Raw genomic sequence first — 18885 nt, 5'->3', positions numbered from 1 at the left:
TCCGCTACCGGGCGCCTACCTGGCAAGGGGGCGGTCGACGATGCCGCAGGCACAGGAGAACCGGTCGTTCGCGGCCGGAACGCTGAGACGCTGGGTCATCGTCTATCTGATCGCCGTCGCCGTGCTCACGGCCCTGTACCTCACGATCCCTTCCCGGCACACCCTCCTCTGGGCACTCATCGGTCTGAGCGGTGTCGCCGCGATCCTCTTCGGTGTCCATCTCCACAAGCCCGCGAGACGCTGGCCCTGGCTCGTGCTCGCGGGTGCCAACTTCACCTTCGTCGGCGGTGACACCGCGTACAACCTCCTGGAGAACCTCTTCCACCAGACCAACCCCTTCCCCTCGGTGGCCGACGCCCTGTACCTGGCGACGTACCCCCTCTTCGCCATCGGGCTCTTCGGGTTCATCCGCTACCGCGCCGCCTCGCGCGACCTCGCCGTGGCGCTCGACGCCCTCATCCTCACCTCCGGACTCGCCCTGCTCTCCTGGGTGAACCTGATCACCCCGCTCGCCAAGTCGCCCGACATGACGTGGATCGAGAAGGCCATCTCGATCGCCTATCCGCTCGGGGACGTCCTGATGCTCGCGATGCTCGCCCGACTCCTGGTCCCCGGCGGACTCAAGTCCCGTGCCGTGCAACTGCTCACCATCGGAACCTGCGGCATCCTCGCCTCCGACGTCATCTACGGCACGCTCCAACTGCGCGGCACCTGGCAGGTGGGCACCGGCTGGGACATCGGCTGGGTCCTCTTCTTCACCGCCTGGGGCCTCGCGGCCCTCCACCCCTCCATGACCGGACTGACCGAACGCGCCCCCGAGCCGCCGTCCGTCATCGCCGAACGGCGCCTCGCGCTGCTCGCGGCCGCCTCGCTCGTCGCCCCCGTGCTGCTGCTCTACCAGTCCCTGCGCGACGACCGCGAACAGGACATCGCCGTCATCGCGGTCTTCTCCGCGATCATGTTCCTGCTCGTCCTCACCCGGCTGTGGAGCATGATGGCCGAACACCGCCACGCCGAGGAACGCGAGCGCAGCCTGCGCGTGGCCGCCGCCTCACTGGTGGCCGCGCTGAGCCCGCGCGAGGTCGCGAGCGCCGTCGAGGTGTCCACCGCGACACTCGTCGGACCGGGCACCCCGCACAAGACGATGCTCCTGGCGCGGGACCGCCGACGGCTCCTCAACGCCGTCCCCACCGGCCACCTGCCCTGGAACTTCCGGGGCACCCGGCTCACCGGCCCGGACAGCGCCCCCTGGTCCGAACTCCTCGCCGACGGCGGGAAGCTCGTCGCCACCGACGACCTCGACCCCTCCGTCGCGCGCGCCCTCGGCCCGCTCTCGCACGCCCTGCTCTGCCCGCTCGCCCTCCAGGCACCCGCCGCGGGGGAGTCCCTGCTCGGCGTCCTGCTGCTCGCCGCGCCCGAGAAGAAGCTCCGCGCGATCGCGGGACCCGCCCAGTCCCTGGCCTCCCAGGCAGCCCTGGCCCTGGAACGGTTCGGGCTCAGCGAGGAGGTCAACCGCCGCACCAGCGAGGCGTACTTCCGCACCCTCGTGCACAACACCTCCGACGTCATCCTGATCATCGACGACGACGACACCGTGCGGTACGCCAGCCCCTCGGCCGAGTCCATGTTCGGCCACGCGCTGCTGCCCGGCACCCCCCTCACCGAACTGCTCGCGCCCGGCGACGCCGCCGGTGCGCTGCGGATCCTGGCGGGCGTCCGGCGCCGCGGCGACGGAGACGCCAGGGACGACTGGAAACTGCGCCGGGGCGAGGCCACCGACCTGCACGTCGAGGTCCGGTGCAGCAACCTCCGTGACGAACAGACCGTCCACGGCCTCGTCCTCACCCTGCGGGACGTCACCGAGCAGCGGAAACTGGAGCGCGAGCTGACCCACCGCGCGTTCCACGACTCCCTCACCGGCCTGCCCAACCGCGTCCTGCTCCTCGAACGGATCGAGCGGGCCCTCCTGCGCGGCCGCCGCGAATCCACCCTGACCTGCATGCTCTTCGTCGACCTCGACGACTTCAAGGTCGTCAACGACACCATGGGGCACTCCGTCGGCGACGAACTCCTCGTCGCCGTCGCCCGCAGGCTGACCTCCGTCCTGCGGCTCAGCGACACCGCGGCCCGGCTCGGCGGCGACGAGTTCGCCGTCCTCATCGAGGGGGCCAAGGAGCCCGGGGACGCCGAGGCGCTCGCGGCCCAGATCGTGCACACCCTCAGCCAGCCCTTCCACCTGACCGACGGCGCGGTCTCCGTCTCTACCAGCGTCGGGGTCGCCACCGTCCTCGACAGCGCCCACGCCGAGGAGCTCCTCGGCCACGCCGACCTCGCGCTCTACGCGGCCAAGGCGGCCGGCAAGAAACGCTGGCGGCGGTTCCGGCCCGAGCTCCACTCGCGCCTGGTCGCCCGGCACGAACTCCAGGAGAGCATGGACACGGCCATCGCCGACCACGCCTTCGCCCTGCGCTACCAGCCGATCATGGAGGTGACCGGCGGGGCGGTCGCCGGCTTCGAGGCGCTGATCCGCTGGCCGCACGGGCGCCGGGGCATGGTCCCGCCCGACCAGTTCATCACCCTGGCCGAGGAGAGCGGCCACATCATGCCGCTCGGCGCCTGGGTCCTGGAACACGCGGCTCTCGACGTCGCCCGCTGGCAGCGCGCCCGGCCGGGTCCTGAGCCGCCGATGCGCGCCAACGTCAACGTCTCCGCGCGGCAGTTCCGCGATCCCGGTCTCCTCGACGACGTGCGCCGCACCCTGAACTCCTCCGGGCTCGCGCCCGGTTCCCTCGTCCTGGAACTCACCGAGACCGTCCTGATGCGCAGGGACGAGCAGATCCGCACCACCATGCGGGCCCTGCGGGACATGGGCGTCTCTCTCGCCATCGACGACTTCGGCACCGGGTTCTCCTCGCTCAGCTATCTGCGGGAGTTCCCGATCGACGTCCTCAAGGTCGACAAGTCGTTCATCGACGACATCACCACCGACCGGCAGCAGATGGCGCTGGTCGAGGGCATCGTCAGGATCGCCGACATCCTCGGACTCGACGTCGTCGCCGAGGGCATCGAGCACGAGGAACAGCGCGAACTCCTCGCCGCCATGGGCTGCCGGTACGGCCAGGGCTTCCTGTTCGCCCGGCCGATGACCGCCCATCAGGCCGAGTCGTTCCTGCGCCGCACCTCGTCGGCCGCAGCCTCCGCACCGGCCGGCCGGCACACCCCGGGCCCGGTCACGCTCGGACCGGTGGGGCCCGGGGGGCCGGTGGGGCCGGTGGCGCCGCCGTCGCCGAAGGACCTCGCCGCGCCGGGCACCACGCCGGCGCGGCCGACGACACCGGCGGCGGTGGCCGCGCGCCGGGGCCGGGGCCCCGCCCGGCGCGACCCCCGATGGCTGGACCTGGCGCGCCTGAAGCGGACCAGCCCGATGTGCGACGCCGTCATCGACGAGATCGACGGCCGCAGGCTCCGCGTCGACGACCAGTGGCTCGTCGACTTCGCCTCCTGCAACTACCTCGGCTTCGATCTCGACCCGGAGATCATGGCGGCGATCGACCCCCAGGTCAGAAGCTGGGGAACCCACCCCAGCTGGTCCCGGCTCATCGGCAGCCCCCGGCTCTACCCGACGATCGAGGAGCGGCTGACCGAACTGCTCGGCGCGCCGGACACCCTGCTGCTGCCGACCATCACCCTCATCCACCAGTCGGTCGTCCCGCTGCTCGCGGGCACCGGACACGTCTTCGTCGAGGCCCAGGCCCATCGGACGGTGTACGACGCGTGTGTGGTGGCCCGGGCCCAGGGCGCCACCCTGCAGCGCTTCCACGCCGACAGCCCGTCGGAGCTGGAGACGCAACTGCGGTCCCTGCCCGGCGACACCGGCCGACTCGTCTGCATGGACGGCGTCAACAGCATGACCGGCAACTTCCCCGACCTGCGCGAGATCGCCCGGATCTGCCGCGAGAACGGCGCCCTGCTGTACGTCGACGACGCGCACGGTTTCGGCGTGATCGGTCAGCGGGAACCCGGCGAGACCTCCCCCTGGGGCGCGCGCGGCAACAGCATCGTCCGCCACCTCGGCGAGAGTTACGAGGGCCTGGTGCTGGTCGGCGGCTTCTCCAAGGCGTACTCCTCGCTGCTCGCCTTCCTCGCCCTGCCGCGCAGACTGAAGGACCACCTCAAAGTGGCGGCCGCCCCCTACCTCTACTCGGGTCCCTCCCCGACGGCCTCGCTCGCCACCGCCCTCGCCGGGCTCGACGTCAACGCCGAGCGCGGCGACGCGATCCGGGCGGACCTGCACCGCAAGACCATGCGGGTCCTCGACCACGTCCGCGCCCTGGGTATCGACACCCCCAACACCGACGGCCTGCCGATCATCGAGATCCCGCTCGCCGACGCCCAGGACCTCGAAGCGGTGGCCTCGTTCCTGTGGCAGCGGGGCATCTACGTCACCCTGGCCAGCTATCCGCTCGTCCCGCGCAACCGGGTGGGATTCCGGATCCAGGTCACCGCCGCCAACACCGACGAGGAGATCGACCAGCTCAACACGGCGCTGACCGAACTCTCGCACCGCTTCGGACTGCAGCGTTCCCCGTCCCCGCGCCCCGGTGGCGTCTCCGCCGGCCGGCCGCCGGAGCCCCGATGAACCGGGCATCCCGGTGAGCCGGGCCGCGCGGATGCGGGCGCCCCGGCGCAACCGCGACGCCGACTGGAACGCCTGGCCGGTCGCCGACTACCTGGCGGAGAACTACCGGCGGCTGCACCCCTGCGACATCGGCGTCATCCACCACCACTCGGCCTTCTACCGGCGGTTCGCCCCCGCAAGCCTCGCCCGCACCCTGGAGTTCGGCGCGGGCCCCAACCTGTACCCGCTCATGCTCGCCGCAGCGGCGAGCCGGCGCATCGACGCGCTCGAACCCAGCAGGGCCAGCGTCCGCTACCTCCGCGGCCAGCTCGACCGAGGACCCGACGAGAGCTGGCAGCCCTTCTACACGCTCTGCCGCACCCTCGACCCCGCACTGCCCGCCACCGCGGCCGAGGCACTCACCCGGGTGCGGATCGTGCCCGGCGTCGCCGACGACCTCGCGCCCGGGAGCTACGACCTCGCCTCGATGAACTTCGTCGCCGAGAGCGTCACCGAGGACTTCGTCGAAGTGGCCGCCCTGTGCGGGGTCTTCGTCGGCTCGGTGCGGCCCGGCGGACACCTCGTCGCCGCCTTCATGGAACGCATGCCCAGCTACCGCATCGGCAGCGGGCCCCGCTGGCCCGCCTGCCCGGTGGACGAGGGCGCGCTCCGCTCCGTCTTCGAACCCCTCACCGACGACCTGCGCATCACACGGGTGTCCAAGGACCGCACGCTGCCCGAGTACGGCGACACGGGCGTGCTCCTCCTGACGGCCCGACGAGCGGGGACCGCGGCGGAGTTCCCGCGTTAGGAGGGGCAATGGCAGGCAACCACCGGCGTCTTCGATCCCTCACGCTCATGGCGGTGATCACGTTGATGGCTGTGGCGCTCCTGGCCACGGGATGCGCGTCCCGGACTCCCGAGGGTCTGCGTGTGGGGATCGCCTATGGCGATCGTCTGATCTGGATGTCCGACCGGGACCTCGGCGCCGCCCTCGACGATGCCGTCGAGGTGGGCGCGCAGTGGGTCCGGGCGGATCTGGCGTGGACGAACATCCAACCGGACGGGCCGGACACCTACCGGTGGGACGCGTTCGACCGGGTCGTCACGGCGGTCGAGGAACGCGGCCTGACCCTCCTGCCCGTTCTCGGCTTCACACCGGAGTGGGCGCGCCCCGCCGGCTGCGCGAGCAAGCACTGCCGGCCGGCCGACGCGAGGGACTTCGCCGCTTTCGCCGGCGCAGCGGCGACGCGCTACGCGCCGAGCGGGGTGCACACATGGGAAGTGTGGAACGAGCCGAACCTCGTCGCGTCCTGGAAACCCGCGCCCGACGCGGGCGCCTACACGGAGCTGCTGAGGGAGACCAGCCAGGCCCTGCGGAACAGCGACCCGGGGGCGTACGTCATCCTGGGTGGTCTCGCGGCGACCAGCACGAAGGACGGCGACATCTCCGAGACCGCGTTCTTGCGGGAGGTGTCGGCGCGCGGCGGCAACCATCTGGTGGAGGCCATCGGCTACCACCCGTACACGTACCCGTTCCTGGCGAGTGACGTGACGCCCTGGGGCACCCCCTGGGAGCGGATCGACGGCACGCGGGACAGTCTGAGGAGCGTGCTCGCCGCGAACGGCACTCCGGAGATGCCTGTCTGGATCACCGAGTTCGGCGCGCCGACGGACGGTCCCGGCACCTCGTCGGACGGCGCGCCGGGAACGGTCGGGCCGGACACCACGCACGTGTCCGAGGAGCGTCAGGCGCAGATCGCCGCGGACGGCGTGCGTACGGCGGCCGCGACCCCGTACGTCGCCGCACTGATCTGGTACGCCGAGCGCGATCTCGGCACCGACCGACGGGACAGCGAGAACTTCTTCGGCCTGCGCCGGGCCGACGGAAGCGCGAAACCCGCCCTTGACGCCCTGCGCGACGTGATCGCCGGGGTCAGGCGTGGGTCGGTGTGAGGGGGAGTGATCGGAAGAGGTCGAGGTAGCGGTCGGTGAGGGTGGGCCAGGCGTAGCGTTCTTCGGCGCGTTGTCGGCCGGCTGTGCCGAGGCGGTCGGCGAGGTCGCCGTCGTTCAGGACGCGTGTGCAGGCTGTGGCGAGTGCCTGGGGGTTGCCGTGGGGGACGATGAGGCCGGTGACGTTGTCGGTGATGACGTAGGGGATGCCGCCGGCGTCGGAGCCGACGACGGGGGTGGCGCATGCCATGGCTTCGACGAGGACCATGCCGAAGGACTCCGCGGCGGTGAGTGAGGGGAGTACGAGGAGCGCGGCGTTGCGCATCGCGTCGACGAGTGGGGTGCCGGTGAGTGATCCGGTGAACTCCACGCGGTCGGTGATGCCGAGGTGTTGGGCCAGTGCCGCGTGGTCGGCCGCGGCGTCGCCGCCGCCGACCAGGCGCAGTCGGGCGTCGGGGATCTCGGGTGCCAGTGCGGCGAAGGCGTGCAGGAGCACGTCGACGCCCTTCCAGGGGGAGGCTCGGTCGAGTCTGCCGACGAACACGATGGTGGGGGGTCGTGTGGAGGCCTTCGGTCCCGGGGTGAACAGTTCCACGTCGACCCCGGGCGTGATCTCCAGAGCCCCGGGACGGCCGGAAGCCAGCGAGGCGGGTGACACCGCGACCAGGGCGCGGGTGCGGGCGAACACCCGGGGCAGGGCCTTCCGCTCGTAGAAGCCGAGAAGCCGATCGCGGACTCTGTCGCCCTTGACCATGGTTCCGGCGTGGTAGGTCATGACGGCCGGCCGCCTTCCGGACACGGCGACCGCCAGATCCCCGAGGCCGGGGACGGGTGCGTGGGCGTGGACGACGTCGACACGGAGCCGGCGCAGCCAGCGGCGCAGCTGGAACGGCCACAACGGATTGACCGGCGTATTGATGTACCGGCTCGTCCAGGTGCCCAGGCGGACGACCGGCACGCCGTCCTCCACGTCCACCGAGGTGCGCCATCCGGTCGTGCTCGCCGTGATGACCGCCGCCCGCATCCCCGGATCCGCGGCGACCGCGTGCGCGACGCGGTGCGCGTACTGTTCGACACCGCCGATGTGGGGCGCGTAGTAGGGCGCGACGACGGCGACCGTGCGCGTCCGGCGGCCGGGGTCGGCGGCACGGTCGAAGACCTCGACGGTACGGTCGCACAGCTCCTCCCAGCGGGGTTCCCCCGGCGCGTCCTCGCCGCCGCGGTGGCCGATCGCGGTGGCCCGGACCGCGAGGGTCCCGGGCAGCTGAGCGGTGGAGTCCGCTACACACACGATCTCGCGTGCTCGTGAGGCGGCCTCGGCCGAGATCACCCGGAGGGCCGGCGTCCGCGAACCTCGCCGGGATCCGTCGACATGGCAGGTCAGTACAAGGGGCAGGTCGCGGCAGGCGCGAGCCGCCGCGGCGGCCAGCGGGGGGCTGGGGGCGTGGACGTCGACGAGGTCCACATGCTCCGTTGCGATGATGCGGCGCAGGTCGTGGACCCGGCGCAGAGCCGGCAGAGTGCCGGGCGCGGCCAGCCGGTAGACCGGCATGCCGTCGTCACCGACGTGGCGCCGCGGCTTCGTCCCCCGTGCCGAGGCCGCCGCCACCACCACTCGGTAACCATGGCGGGAGTTCAGGAGGCGGGCGAGATGCCACACGTGCCGCGTCACCGGACCGTCGTCGTCGGGCGGGAAGTGTGGCGCCACGATGAGAACTGAACGCGGTTTCATGGGGAGGCTCCTGATGAGGGGTCCTGCGCGACGTGATCGCCGGGCTCAGGCGTGGGTCGGTGTGAGGGGGAGTGATCGGAAGAGGTCGAGGTAGCGGTCGGTGAGGGTGGGCCAGGCGTAGCGTTCTTCGGCGCGTTGTCGGCCGGCTGTGCCGAGGCGGTCGGCGAGGTCGCCGTCGTTCAGGACGCGTGTGCAGGCTGTGGCGAGTGCCTGGGGGTTGCCGTGGGGGACGATGAGGCCGGTGACGTTGTCGGTGATGACGTAGGGGATGCCGCCGGCGTCGGAGCCGACGACGGGGGTGGCGCATGCCATGGCTTCGACGAGGACCATGCCGAAGGACTCCGCGGCGGTGAGTGAGGGGAGTACGAGGAGCGCGGCGTTGCGCATCGCGTCGACGAGTGGGGTGCCGGTGAGTGATCCGGTGAACTCCACGCGGTCGGTGATGCCGAGGTGTTGGGCCAGTGCCGCGTGGTCGGCCGCGGCGTCGCCGCCGCCGACCAGGCGCAGTCGGGCGTCGGGGATCTCGGGTGCCAGTGCGGCGAAGGCGTGCAGGAGCACGTCGACGCCCTTCCAGGGGGAGGCTCGGTCGAGTCTGCCGACGAACACGATGGTGGGGGGTCGTGTGGAGGCCTTCGGTCCCGGGGTGAACAGTTCCACGTCGACCCCGGGCGTGATCTCCAGAGCCCCGGGACGGCTGAAGGCCAGCGAGACCGGGGAACTGGCGACGAGCGCGTCGGCGCGGGCGAACACCCGGGGCAGGGCGTACCGCTCATAGGCACGTACCAGCAGATCGACGTCCTTGTGCCCTTGGAGCATCGACCCGGCGTGGTAGGTCATGACGGCCGGCCGCCGTCCGGACACGGCGACCGCCAGATCGCCGAGGCCGGGGGCCGGTGCGTGGGCGTGGACGACGTCCACGTGGAGCCGGCGCAGCCAGCGGCGCAGCTGGAACGGCCACAGGGGGTTGACCGGTGTGTTGAGATGGCGCACCCAGGTCCCCAGGCGGACGACCGGCACGCCGTCCTCCACGCCCACCGAGGTGCGCCACCCGGTCGTGCTCGCCGTGATGACCGCCGCCCGCATCCCCGGATCCGCGGCGACCGCCTGTGCCACCCGGTGCGCGTAGTGCTCGACACCGCCGCGCCGCGGCGGGAAGTTGGGCGCGACGACGGCGACCGTGCGCGCCCGGCGTCCGGGGTCGGCGGCGCGGTCGAATACCTCGACGGTACGGTCGCTCTGCCGGTCCCAGGTCAGCTCGCGGGCCACGTGCTCGCGGCCGGCGCTGCCGAGGCGCTGCGCCATGGCGTGATCGCCCAGCAGCGATCCGAGCGCCTCGGCCAGGCGCCGCTCGTCCCCGGGAGGCACGAGAAGGCCGTTGTCCCCGTCCGTGACGAGCGAGGGAATGCCGCCCACCGGGGTCGTCACCACCGGGCGCCCGCACGCCATGGCCTCGACGAGCACGCAGGGGAAACTGTCGAAGTGGGTCGGCAGTGCCAGGACGCGGGCGTCGCGGTAGGCCGAGACCAGGTCCGCGGGTTCGAGCCGGCCCCGGAAGGTCACGCGCCGGGAGAGGCCGAGACGCTGTGCGAGCGCCGCGTGGCCGGCGGCCCCCGAGCCGTCTCCGACCACGTCGAGGCGCACGTCGGGGAACGCGCCGGCCAGCCGCCCGATCGCCCGCAGCAGGTCGGGCAGCCCCTTGTAGGAGGCGGACCGCTCCAGCGAACCGACGAACACGATGCGCGGCACGTCCGGCACCGGGCTCGCGGGGAAGCGCTCCAGCACCACCCCCGGCGAGATGGTCGTGCACCTGCCCGCGAAGAGTTCGGGCAGGTCACCCGGGACGTAGTCGGAGGAGCACACGATCTCCTGGGCACGGCCGGCCGTCCGGGCCAGCACCGTCCGCTCGTAGGTCGCGCAGACCAGGTCCTGCAGCACGTGGCCCTTGCGCATCCGGCCCGTGTGGTACGTCAGTACGAACGGCAGGTCGCCGCCCGCCCGGGCCGCCGCGTCGGCGAACACGGGCACCGGCGCGTGCGCGTCGACGAGTTCGACGCCCTCCCGCTCGATCACGGTGCGCAGGAGCCTGCTCCAGTGCAGGCCCAGCGGTGTGTGGGAGATCCGCAGCGGAGCCGGCAGGCGGTACACAGGGAAGCCGTCGGGGTGGTCGTACCGTCCGCCGCGCGTTCCGCGGGGCGCGGTCGTGGCGACGACGACCCGCACGCCGTGCCGGGATCTCAGCGAGCGCGCGAGATTCCAGACGTACTGCTCCAGTCCTCCGAGGGCGGGAGGGAAGTAGGGGGAGGCGAGCAGGACGGCACGCGGTGTCATGACGGTTCCTCCTTCGGTACGGGTCACGGCGCGGCGGGTGCGCGTGACGGGGCGGTCGTGAGGACGGTCATCGGCCGACCCCCTTGCTCGGAGCAGGCCCCGGGGTGGCCGCCCGGCGGCGGGTGAACAGCGCGAGGCAGGCGTAGACGCCGGAAGCGAGGTTCCCCACCAGCCAGGCGAAGCCGATCCACAACAGGCCCTTCGGCGCCCATGCGACGGCGAGACCGACGCTCACCACCGTGAGGACCACGCCGCTCGCGACGAGGTGCCGGAGGCGGCCGGCCAGCTTGAGCCCGAAGCTGGCCCACGTCCGCAGGGCGACCGCGAGGGCGCCCAGCGTCAGCACGATCAGTGGGCCCCGCGCGTGGTCCACGTACGAGCCGCCGAACAGCCGCAGGACCAGGCCGGCGGCGACGACGAGGACGACCGAGGCGGGGACCTGCACGGCGGCGAGGAGCGCGGCCGAACGCCTGAGCATCTCCTTGAACCGCGTCTCGTCGAAGGAGACCTCGGCCAGCAGCGCCTCTCCCACGTTGTCGGACAGGGTGTTCAGCAGGTTCGCGATCTGGAAGGCGACGAAGTAGTAGCCCGCTGCGGCGGGGCCGAGCCAGTGCAGCGCGATCAGCGGCGTCACCAGGATCGGCACCAGGGTCAGCGCGCTGAACACATAGCTCGCGGCCGAGAAGCCCGCCTGCGGGCGCAGGGAGACGCTGCTCAGCCGGACGTCGAAGCGGAAGCCGGCGCCGCGCCACAGGAAGAAGAAGGAGGCCAGCACCGCCACGGCGCAGGCGCCACCGGAGGCGGTGACGATTCCGTACGATCCGGCGCCCACGAGGAACAGCGGCAGGACGATCTTCGTGATTCCCTGGATCCCTCCGTCGACGACCAGGTTGTACTGCGGTTTGCGGACCCCGATGAAGACGGAGTCGGTCAGCTGTTTCAGGGCGGAGAGGACGCAGAACGCCACGAACGCGGCCGAGAGCAGCAGGTCGGCCCGGACGAAGAGCAGGTCGCGGCCGTACCAGCGCAGCCCGAAGAGGTAGGCCGCTCCCAGGACGCAAGCGGCGCCCGCCACGAGGAGGACCGACTTGGTGATCTGCGCGTTGCGGGTCCCCGGGGGCGCGAGGAAGCGGATGAGCGTGCTGTTGAGCCCGAAGAGGCTGAAGAAGGCGATCAGTTCGATGGCCGAGATCAGGGTGGTGGCCAGCCCCACCTGCTCGGGCGGGTAGAGGCGCGCGACGATGATCCAGAAGACGAAGCCGAGGCCGGCCATCGCCAGCGACGCGGCCATGAGGAAGAACGAGCTGCGCGTCAGCTGGTCCTGACCCCGTGTGCCCTTGCCGCCTCCGCCGGCGGGTCGGGCGGGGCGTCCCGAGTACGGCTGTGCCCGCGCCGTCATCGGTAGATCTCCGCCCCGTCGCTGCTGTAGATCTTGTTCTTCGTCCCGTCCAGGAGCCCGGTGGGATACGTGTAGGTCACCAGGTCGCCGCCGTGAAAGATGGTGGCTTCGCCGTCGCGGACCACCGTGGTGCCCAGGAGCACGGGGGAGTCCTCGCGGATGAGCAGGGGGTGGATGTCGTTCCTCGCCGTGGTGGGGACGAGCACGCCCCCGTGGCTCAGGTTGTAGCGGTCGCTCAGGTTCTCCGACTGGACGTCCCCGAGCTGCCGGGGCGGGGTGTGGGCGGTCAGCCAGGCCATCGCCGCTCGCTCCTCGGCGTGGGGGTAGTAGACGTCGTAGTACGTGCCCGCGTTGTCGAGGTGCAGCTGCGGCGGATTCCCGCCGAAGATCCGGGGCAGCACGCCGGTCAGGTCGAAGAAGAGCAGGAGGACCACGGAGCAGGCGAGCGCCTCGGTCCACCGCCGTCCCACCCATCGGCACGCCCACACCACGCCGGCCGCGATGAAGGGCGCGAAGACGAACAGGCCCTGCTGGAAGGCGCGCAGGACGCCGTACTCGACGGAGAGCTGCGGCAGGACGGTGAGCAGCCCGAGGACGGCGACGGTGCCGACGGTCAGCGTCACCTGGTCACGGGTGGGGCGGAACTCCCTGCGCCGTCCCCAGAGGACGGTGACCAGGCCGACCAGCAGGAACACCTGCCACAGCCATGCGGCCGCGTGCCGCAGGGACTCGCCGACCGCCGACACGTCGACGCCCCGGTCCTCCACGGCCTGCCCGAGCGAGGTGAGGGGGAGGCGGGGCTCCGGCGCGGCCTCGACCGCCCCGGCGGGGTCCACCGCCCACGGCACGTACACCCCGTCCGCCCGTTCGGCGGCCGTGTCGCGCAGGGTGATGGTCTGGAAGTCGCGCAGCCGCTCCTCGGGGCTGCTCTTCGCCCCGCCGAACAGGCTGTACGAGACGTCGGACGACCAGGCCGTGGGCTGCTTGCCGCCCGTGACCTCCTGCACGGTGCTGACGACGGTGGACCGGAGCTGCCCGTCCGTGTGCGTCAGCGGGCCGGTCCACACGAGCGCCGCGGCCACGGCGGAGACGACGACCCACCAGGTGACGAAGGCCGGCTGCGCGGCGGCCGCAGGGCGCGCACGCCGGGTGCGCGAGAGCAGCCGCCAGCAGAGGTCCGCGCAGAGCGCCAGCGCGAGGGCCGCGAGGAAGACGTACGCCGTGGAGTAGTGCGCCAGGACGATCCCGGCGGCCAGCAGGACGAAGGTGATCCGACGGCGGCGCAGCGCGCGGCCCTTGTCGGTCAGCACGACCATGGCACAGCCGAGGAAGAGGAACGCGACCTCCTGACGGGTCAGGAACATCATGTCCGTGAAGAACGTCGGAAAGCTCATGAACAGGACGGCCGAAAGGACCGCCACGAACGGGGGCGCCACGTTGCGCACCGACCGGTGGACGAGCACCGGCGCGAGGGCGAAGAGGAGCGGCAGAACGGCCTTGAAGACATACGGGCCGGGAATGTCGGTCAGCCGGACCCACGATGTCGGCAGCAGGGTGATGCTCAGGCACGCGTTGTACGGGTCGACGAACGCGGCCATGTCCCAGTGGCTCTGGGCCTCCGTCAGCCCGAAGGCCTCGTACTCGCGCTGGATGTCGTGGCCGGTGATGTACCAGCCGCGCAGCGAGCTGAGCAGGAGCAGTCCGGCGGCGGCGAAGAAGAGGCCGACCCCCACGACGGCCGAGGAGTAGCGCCGGTACCTGGTCATCAGGAGCGCCAGGAGAACCCCGATGGTGACCAGCGCGGCGATGCTGACGCCGGAGCCCAGCCGGTTGTTCAGCCGTATCGGCCCCGCGACGGAGAGCGTGAGCGCGAGCGCGCCCAGGACCGTCACTGTGGCGAGGCCAGCCGGCAGGCCCTCCGCGCGGATCCGCTGCCACCAGGCGGGAGCGGCCGGGTCCTTGTCCGGAGGGTCCGCCGAGGCCGCGACGGCCGCGACGGCCAGCACCGAGGCGATGGCGAGCGCGGGGCGGCTCAGGGGCCCGTCCACCCCGACGAGCGGAAGCGCCGAGTTGACCGTCAGCGCCACGACGAGGGAGGTGAGGAGGGCCAGACCGCCGGCCAGCAGCACGCGACCGTCCCGCGTCGACACGATGCGGGAGGCGGGCCCGTACCACACCACGGTCGGCGCGCCCAGGAGGAGCCACACACCGGCCAGGGTCGGCAGCGGGGCGAGAACGGCGGGCAGGAGTTCGACGACGACGGCCAAGGCGCTCGCCGCGAGGACGACCCGGCGGGCGGCGACGCGTCGGCCGATCCGGCCGGCCACCCCCTCCGCCGGCGCTTCGGCTGTCGCGAGGGCCCTTCGGGTCCGGTTCTCGGTCATCGCCGCACCTGCTCGGGAAGGTCGCGGTTGGACAGGTAACCGACCCCGGGGCGGCCCGAGATGTGGGCGAGCACCCGCTCCAGGCGGTGCCAGTCGCGGTGCGCGTCCACCTCCCAGCTGTGGCCCCAGAGGTGGAACACGCCACCTCGTTCGAGGCAGAGGTCGAACCACCGGAGAGCGAGCTCGTCCCACCGGAGGAACAGCCCGGCGGCCGTCCACGGCCGCAGCCGCGCCAGCCGGAGGGCGACCGGTCCGTCGACGCGGTGGGCGTAGGCATGGACCGTCGTGGGCAGTTCCAGGGGCGGACCCGCGGCGAGCGAGTTGCGGCGCACGGTGCGCGCGCGCCGGAAGCCCATCGCGCGGGCGGAGGCGACGTGGGCGGAGGTGTATTCGCCGCGCGGATAGCAGAAGCTGGTGACCGCCGTGCCCACCGTCCCCTCCAGCTCCTCCTTGCCGGCCCGCATCTCGTCTGCGGCCGCGCTGTCCGTCAGCATCGGCAGCCGCCGGTGCGTCAGCGTGTGCCCGCCGATCTCGAACCGCTCGGCCAGCTCGCGGACCCCGGCCGGGGAAAGACGGTCCCGGGCGGCGATCTCGACGTTGTGCGGGGCGATGTAGAACGTGCCGGCGAGGCCGTACCGGTCGAGCAGCCCGCCGAGGCGGTCGTCGAGGCGGTGGCCGTCGTCCCAGCTGGTCGTCACCACGGCACGGGAGTGCACGCGGGTCCCTTCGGTCATGGCGTGCTCCCCGGTGCCGGGGCGCCCTCGGCGGGCAGCCGGTAGTGCAGACTCTGACCGCTGTCCAGCAGCGCGACCCGCACGATGACGGACCCGTCCTGGAGCGGCAGCCGGGAGACGGCCGACGCGGGAGCGTCGGGGCCCGGCGTGAGGGCTGTCGTGGTCGACGCGGTGGTGCTGCCGTCGGAGGCTTCGACCGAGACCCGCAGCCGGTGCGTTCGCTCACCGGGCCCGTGGTCGTCCACCGAGACCGGGACGAGCACCGAGTCTCCCCGCACGACCGGGTCGCTGGTGAAGTACAGCTCGGTGTACGCGGCCGGAACCGGGGAGAAGGACTGCTTCAGTTCCTCGCGGATCGCGGGCGTGGCCAACGCGACCGTGACGGCCACCACGACCGCGAGGAGGACGAGGACCGTCTTGCGCAGCCGGGGCGACCCGTGCCGCGGGCGCGGGCGGGGGCGCAGCCGGCGCACCGAGCGTCGGCAGACTTCCGACGCCTCGGTCCATGCGAGCTTGGCAACCGACGGACTGCTCATCGCAGGTCACTCCGTGGGAACACCCGTAGCGGGCGCTCGGACGCTTGGAGACGCTTTCGGCGCACACGCGCGAACACACAGCCCCGAGCACGCAAGGCGCATACGACCTCCCGTTCGGGGTGTCCCCCCGGAACGGACGGTCTCCGGTGTAAGATGACTTCGTCTATTTACGCCGTATACGTCCATACTCTTCCCTCTCCCGGTCGGAGTCAAGACGGAGGAACGTCCATGGCACAGGACTCGGCAACAGGCCCCGCCCGCCGGGCGGGCGACCACGGGCGCCGCGGCCGGCTCAGCCGGGAGGTCGTGCTGGCGGCGGCCCTGGAACTCGTCGACAGGGAGGGCCTGTCCGCACTGAGCATGCGTCGGCTCGGCGCCGAACTCGGCGTGGAGGCCATGGCCCTGTACCGCTACGCCAACGGCAAGGACGCGCTCCTTGACGGGCTGGTCGAGGCCCTCCACCTGGAGTTGGAGCTTCAACTCGACGAGGGGCGGGCCGCCCCGGACGCCGACTGGCGAGCCGGACTGCACCGGATCGCGGTGCACACGTACGAGGTGTGCCTCGGGCACCCCCATGTGGTGCCCCTGCTGGCCACCCGGATGCTGGCGGTGCCTCTGGCGCAACGGCCGCTCGCGGTGCTCAGGAGTCACGAGCGCATCCTCGCCCTGCTCGGGACGGCGGAACTCGGCCCGGCCCGGACCGCGGCCGCCTTCCGTGCCGTCACGGCCTGGATCCTCGGGTACGTGTCCGTGGAGCTGGGGCCCATGGTGGACAACCCCGCGGAAACCGATCCCTCGTTCCGGCTCGGCCTGCACCGCATGCCGGCCCAGGAACTCCCCACCCTGCGGGGGATCACCCCCGTACTCGCCGAGCGGGGCGGTCGCGCGGGTCTCGTCGCGGGCCTGGACGCCCTGCTCGACCGCTTCACGGCGGAGGAGGCGTAGCGGGACCTCACGGCCGAGGAGGTCGGGACCTCACGGCCGAGGAGGTGCGGCGGGACCCGCGTTCACGCGGTGCCGCGGTCGCCGAGCGCCCCGGACGGCCGCGTCGGGCCTCCCGGCGGGCAGGGCGGCGGTGGACGTGCCCTGGCGGCGGAACCGGTGCACGAAGAGCTGGCAGAGGTTCGCCGTGCCGTCGTGCAGGGCGTGCAGCTTCACTTCGCCCCCGCGCACGCGGTACGTGATCGGGACCTCCAGGCAACGGCACCCCGCGAGCGTCGCCGCGTTCTTGATCTCCTGGGAGAACGCCATGCCGGTCGACCGGACGTCGAGGCTCTGCCAGACGTAGCGGCGGAACACCCACATGCCCGACTGCGAGTCGTGCAGTCCGTTGTGGAACAGCAGACGGCTCACCGTGCTCAGCACGTGGTTGCCCATCGCATGGGTCGGATGCATCGCCTCGCGGTTGCCGGGGACGAGCCGGTCCGTCGTCAGGAACTCCACGTCCAGGGCGTCCAGGACCGTGAGCAGCCCCGGCAGCGCGTCGAACGGGTAGGTGCAGTCGGCGTCACCGGTGGCGATCACGTCCCCCCGCGCCGCAGCGAACCCCGCGTGGTAGGCGTTGCCGTAACCCCGCTGGGGCTGGGGGACCACGCGCGCCCCGAGCGAACGGGCGACGTCCCCCGTGCCGTCGGTGGACGCGTTGTCCACCACGACCAATTCCGTCTCCCAACCCGCTTCCGCCAACTCCGCCACGGGGACGGTGGCGATCACAGCGGGCAGATTGGACGCCTCGTTGTAGGCGGGCATGACGACCGACAGGCTGCTCATCGCAGGTCACTCCGTGGGGAACACCCTCAGCGGGTTCTGGGGGAGCGCCGGAAATCTCCGCTGTAGACGCACAATGTCGATTTACGACGTATACATACACTTTGCGCCCTTCGGTGCCCGGCGTCAAGAGCAGCTCGGCGGGCGGGCCGGTGCCGTCCCGATGACGGGGCACGGCCCGGCGGCCTCAGGTCAGCAACTCCCGGTACAGAGATCCGTACTGGGCCGCGAACCGCTCGGGTCCGAAGGACTCCTCCACGGTCGCCCGGCCGCGCTCCGCGAGCATGTCCCAGACCCGCGGCTGTTCGAGCAGCCAGGCCAGCTGCTGCCCGGTCCTGCGGGCATCACCGGCGGGAGCGCGCAGCACCGAGTCCCCGAACTCGGCGAACTGCGGAAGGTCGCTCAGAATGGCCGGTCGCCCGGTTGCCAGCGCCTGCAGGATGATGAGCGGGATGTCGGCCTTGCCACCGGTCACCGGCGGCGGGAAGAGCAGGACGTGCGCCGAGGCCAGCAGGGCGCGCATGTCGTCGACGAAGCCGCGCACGTCCACGTCGGTCAGACCCCCGGCCCCGGCCCGCTCCCTCAACTCCTCACGCAGCGCGGTCGTGTTCTGCCCCGGCCGCCCGCGCATGGCCAGGACCAGCCGGAACACCGCCCCGGACCGCGCCGCCTCCGCCGCCGCCTCGACGGCGGCCACGGCGCCGCCCCCCGGATCGAGACGGCCGGCGAAGAGGACGGTCGGCACACCCTCGGGGCGCGGAAGGAAGGGCCACTCGCTCAGCCGGATCATCGGCGGGATCACCCGCACGTCGCCGAAGTTCGCGGCGCGCAGCCGCCTGGCCAGCGACTCCGACTGTGCGACCGTCGTCCCCAGCGGCCGGGTCCTCGCGAGCAGTCGCGCCTCCAGCACACCCGGCACGGTGTGGACGACCGGGCGCGCCCCCAGCATCAGGGGGCGCAGCCAGGAGAAGGCGGGGAAGGCGTGCCCGATCGTCAGAAACGCGTGGACGAGATCGGCGCGGCGGGCCGCGACGCCCCCGGCGAGCGCGGCCTGCAGACGGACCGGAGCGTGCGGCGCGCCGTCCGGGGACCAGAGGCGGATCGCCCGGCCGACGGGCGGCGGCGGCAGCCCGCGCCGCGCGGGCCACTGGGAGAACCAGAGGAACTCGATGTCGGGCAGGGCTCCGAGCACGTCCCTGGCCAGCGCCACGTCCGAACCGTCCGCACCGTCCAGCGGGCTGCCGGTCAGAAGGAGGACACGGGGCGGCCGTGCGGTGACGGTCATGAGCCACATCCGGGGTCGGCCGCCTGGCCCGTTCCGGCCGACGGCGGGATCCGGTCAGGGGCTGGTGTCCCCCGCGTCGCCCCCTCGCAGGTGCAGGGCGGCTCGCCGATCGCGGACGGCCGGCCCGGGCGCGACGACAGCACGACCGG

12 protein-coding genes are annotated in these 18885 nt (G+C 72.3%); 4 read left to right on the top strand and 8 right to left on the bottom strand.

Features of this window, described 5'->3' with window-relative positions:
- Window positions 1-40: 40 nt before the first annotated feature.
- The 3 genes from ACF09C_RS02140 (at window position 41) to ACF09C_RS02130 (ending at window position 6574) form a co-directional block, all read left to right on the top strand.
- Entirely contained in the window at window positions 41-4639 is a 4599-nt protein-coding gene (locus tag ACF09C_RS02140) for an aminotransferase class I/II-fold pyridoxal phosphate-dependent enzyme (RefSeq protein ID WP_392087610.1), read from the top strand.
- 31 nt (window positions 4640-4670) lie between these two features.
- Window positions 4671-5429: a class I SAM-dependent methyltransferase gene (locus tag ACF09C_RS02135; protein ID WP_392088662.1), complete on the top strand. Its 759-nt coding sequence runs from the start codon at window positions 4671-4673 to the stop codon at window positions 5427-5429.
- 155 nt (window positions 5430-5584) lie between these two features.
- A complete protein-coding gene (locus tag ACF09C_RS02130; protein ID WP_392087608.1) occupies window positions 5585-6574 on the top strand; it encodes a cellulase family glycosylhydrolase in 990 nt (329 codons plus the stop codon).
- On the opposite strand, the gene ACF09C_RS02125 is transcribed toward ACF09C_RS02130, so the two are convergent.
- The 6 genes from ACF09C_RS02125 to ACF09C_RS02100 form a co-directional block, all read right to left on the bottom strand.
- A complete protein-coding gene (locus ACF09C_RS02125) occupies window positions 6555-8279 on the bottom strand; it encodes a glycosyltransferase (protein WP_392087606.1) in 1725 nt (574 codons plus the stop codon). The two genes, ACF09C_RS02130 and ACF09C_RS02125, sit on opposite strands and share 20 nt — an antisense overlap.
- 69 nt (window positions 8280-8348) lie before the next feature.
- Entirely contained in the window at window positions 8349-10631 is a 2283-nt protein-coding gene (locus ACF09C_RS02120) for a glycosyltransferase family 4 protein (RefSeq protein WP_392087604.1), read from the bottom strand.
- Between the two features lie 67 nt (window positions 10632-10698).
- Window positions 10699-12030 (bottom strand): lipopolysaccharide biosynthesis protein, encoded by a 1332-nt coding sequence (locus ACF09C_RS02115; protein ID WP_392087602.1) that lies wholly within the window; start codon window positions 12028-12030, stop codon window positions 10699-10701.
- A complete protein-coding gene (locus ACF09C_RS02110; protein ID WP_392087600.1) occupies window positions 12027-14414 on the bottom strand; it encodes a DUF2206 domain-containing protein in 2388 nt (795 codons plus the stop codon). Before ACF09C_RS02110 ends, ACF09C_RS02115 begins: the two co-directional genes overlap by 4 nt.
- The gene (locus ACF09C_RS02105) at window positions 14411-15148 is read right to left on the bottom strand and encodes a polysaccharide deacetylase family protein (protein WP_392087598.1); all 738 of its coding nucleotides are present in this window, start codon (window positions 15146-15148) and stop codon (window positions 14411-14413) included. Before ACF09C_RS02105 ends, ACF09C_RS02110 begins: the two co-directional genes overlap by 4 nt.
- Window positions 15145-15684 (bottom strand): hypothetical protein, encoded by a 540-nt coding sequence (locus ACF09C_RS02100; RefSeq protein ID WP_392087596.1) that lies wholly within the window; start codon window positions 15682-15684, stop codon window positions 15145-15147. Before ACF09C_RS02100 ends, ACF09C_RS02105 begins: the two co-directional genes overlap by 4 nt.
- A 228-nt stretch (window positions 15685-15912) precedes the next feature.
- On the opposite strand from ACF09C_RS02100, the gene ACF09C_RS02095 reads away from it, so the two are divergent.
- Window positions 15913-16629, top strand: a complete 717-nt coding sequence (locus tag ACF09C_RS02095; RefSeq protein ID WP_392087594.1) for a TetR/AcrR family transcriptional regulator — start codon at window positions 15913-15915, stop codon at window positions 16627-16629.
- Between the two features lie 30 nt (window positions 16630-16659).
- Here ACF09C_RS02095 and ACF09C_RS02090 read toward each other — a convergent pair whose 3' ends face one another.
- Entirely contained in the window at window positions 16660-17454 is a 795-nt protein-coding gene (locus ACF09C_RS02090; RefSeq protein ID WP_392087592.1) for a glycosyltransferase family 2 protein, read from the bottom strand.
- A gap of 184 nt (window positions 17455-17638) precedes the next feature.
- Entirely contained in the window at window positions 17639-18736 is a 1098-nt protein-coding gene (locus ACF09C_RS02085; protein WP_392087590.1) for a glycosyltransferase family 4 protein, read from the bottom strand.
- Window positions 18737-18885 lie beyond the last annotated feature (149 nt).

Origin of the sequence: Streptomyces sp. NPDC014870 (genome assembly GCF_043081505.1) — a bacterium.
Lineage (GTDB): Bacteria > Actinomycetota > Actinomycetes > Streptomycetales > Streptomycetaceae > Streptomyces.
The sequence above is the reverse complement of the archived record's forward strand: the minus strand, read 5'-3'. Positions and strand labels throughout refer to the sequence as shown.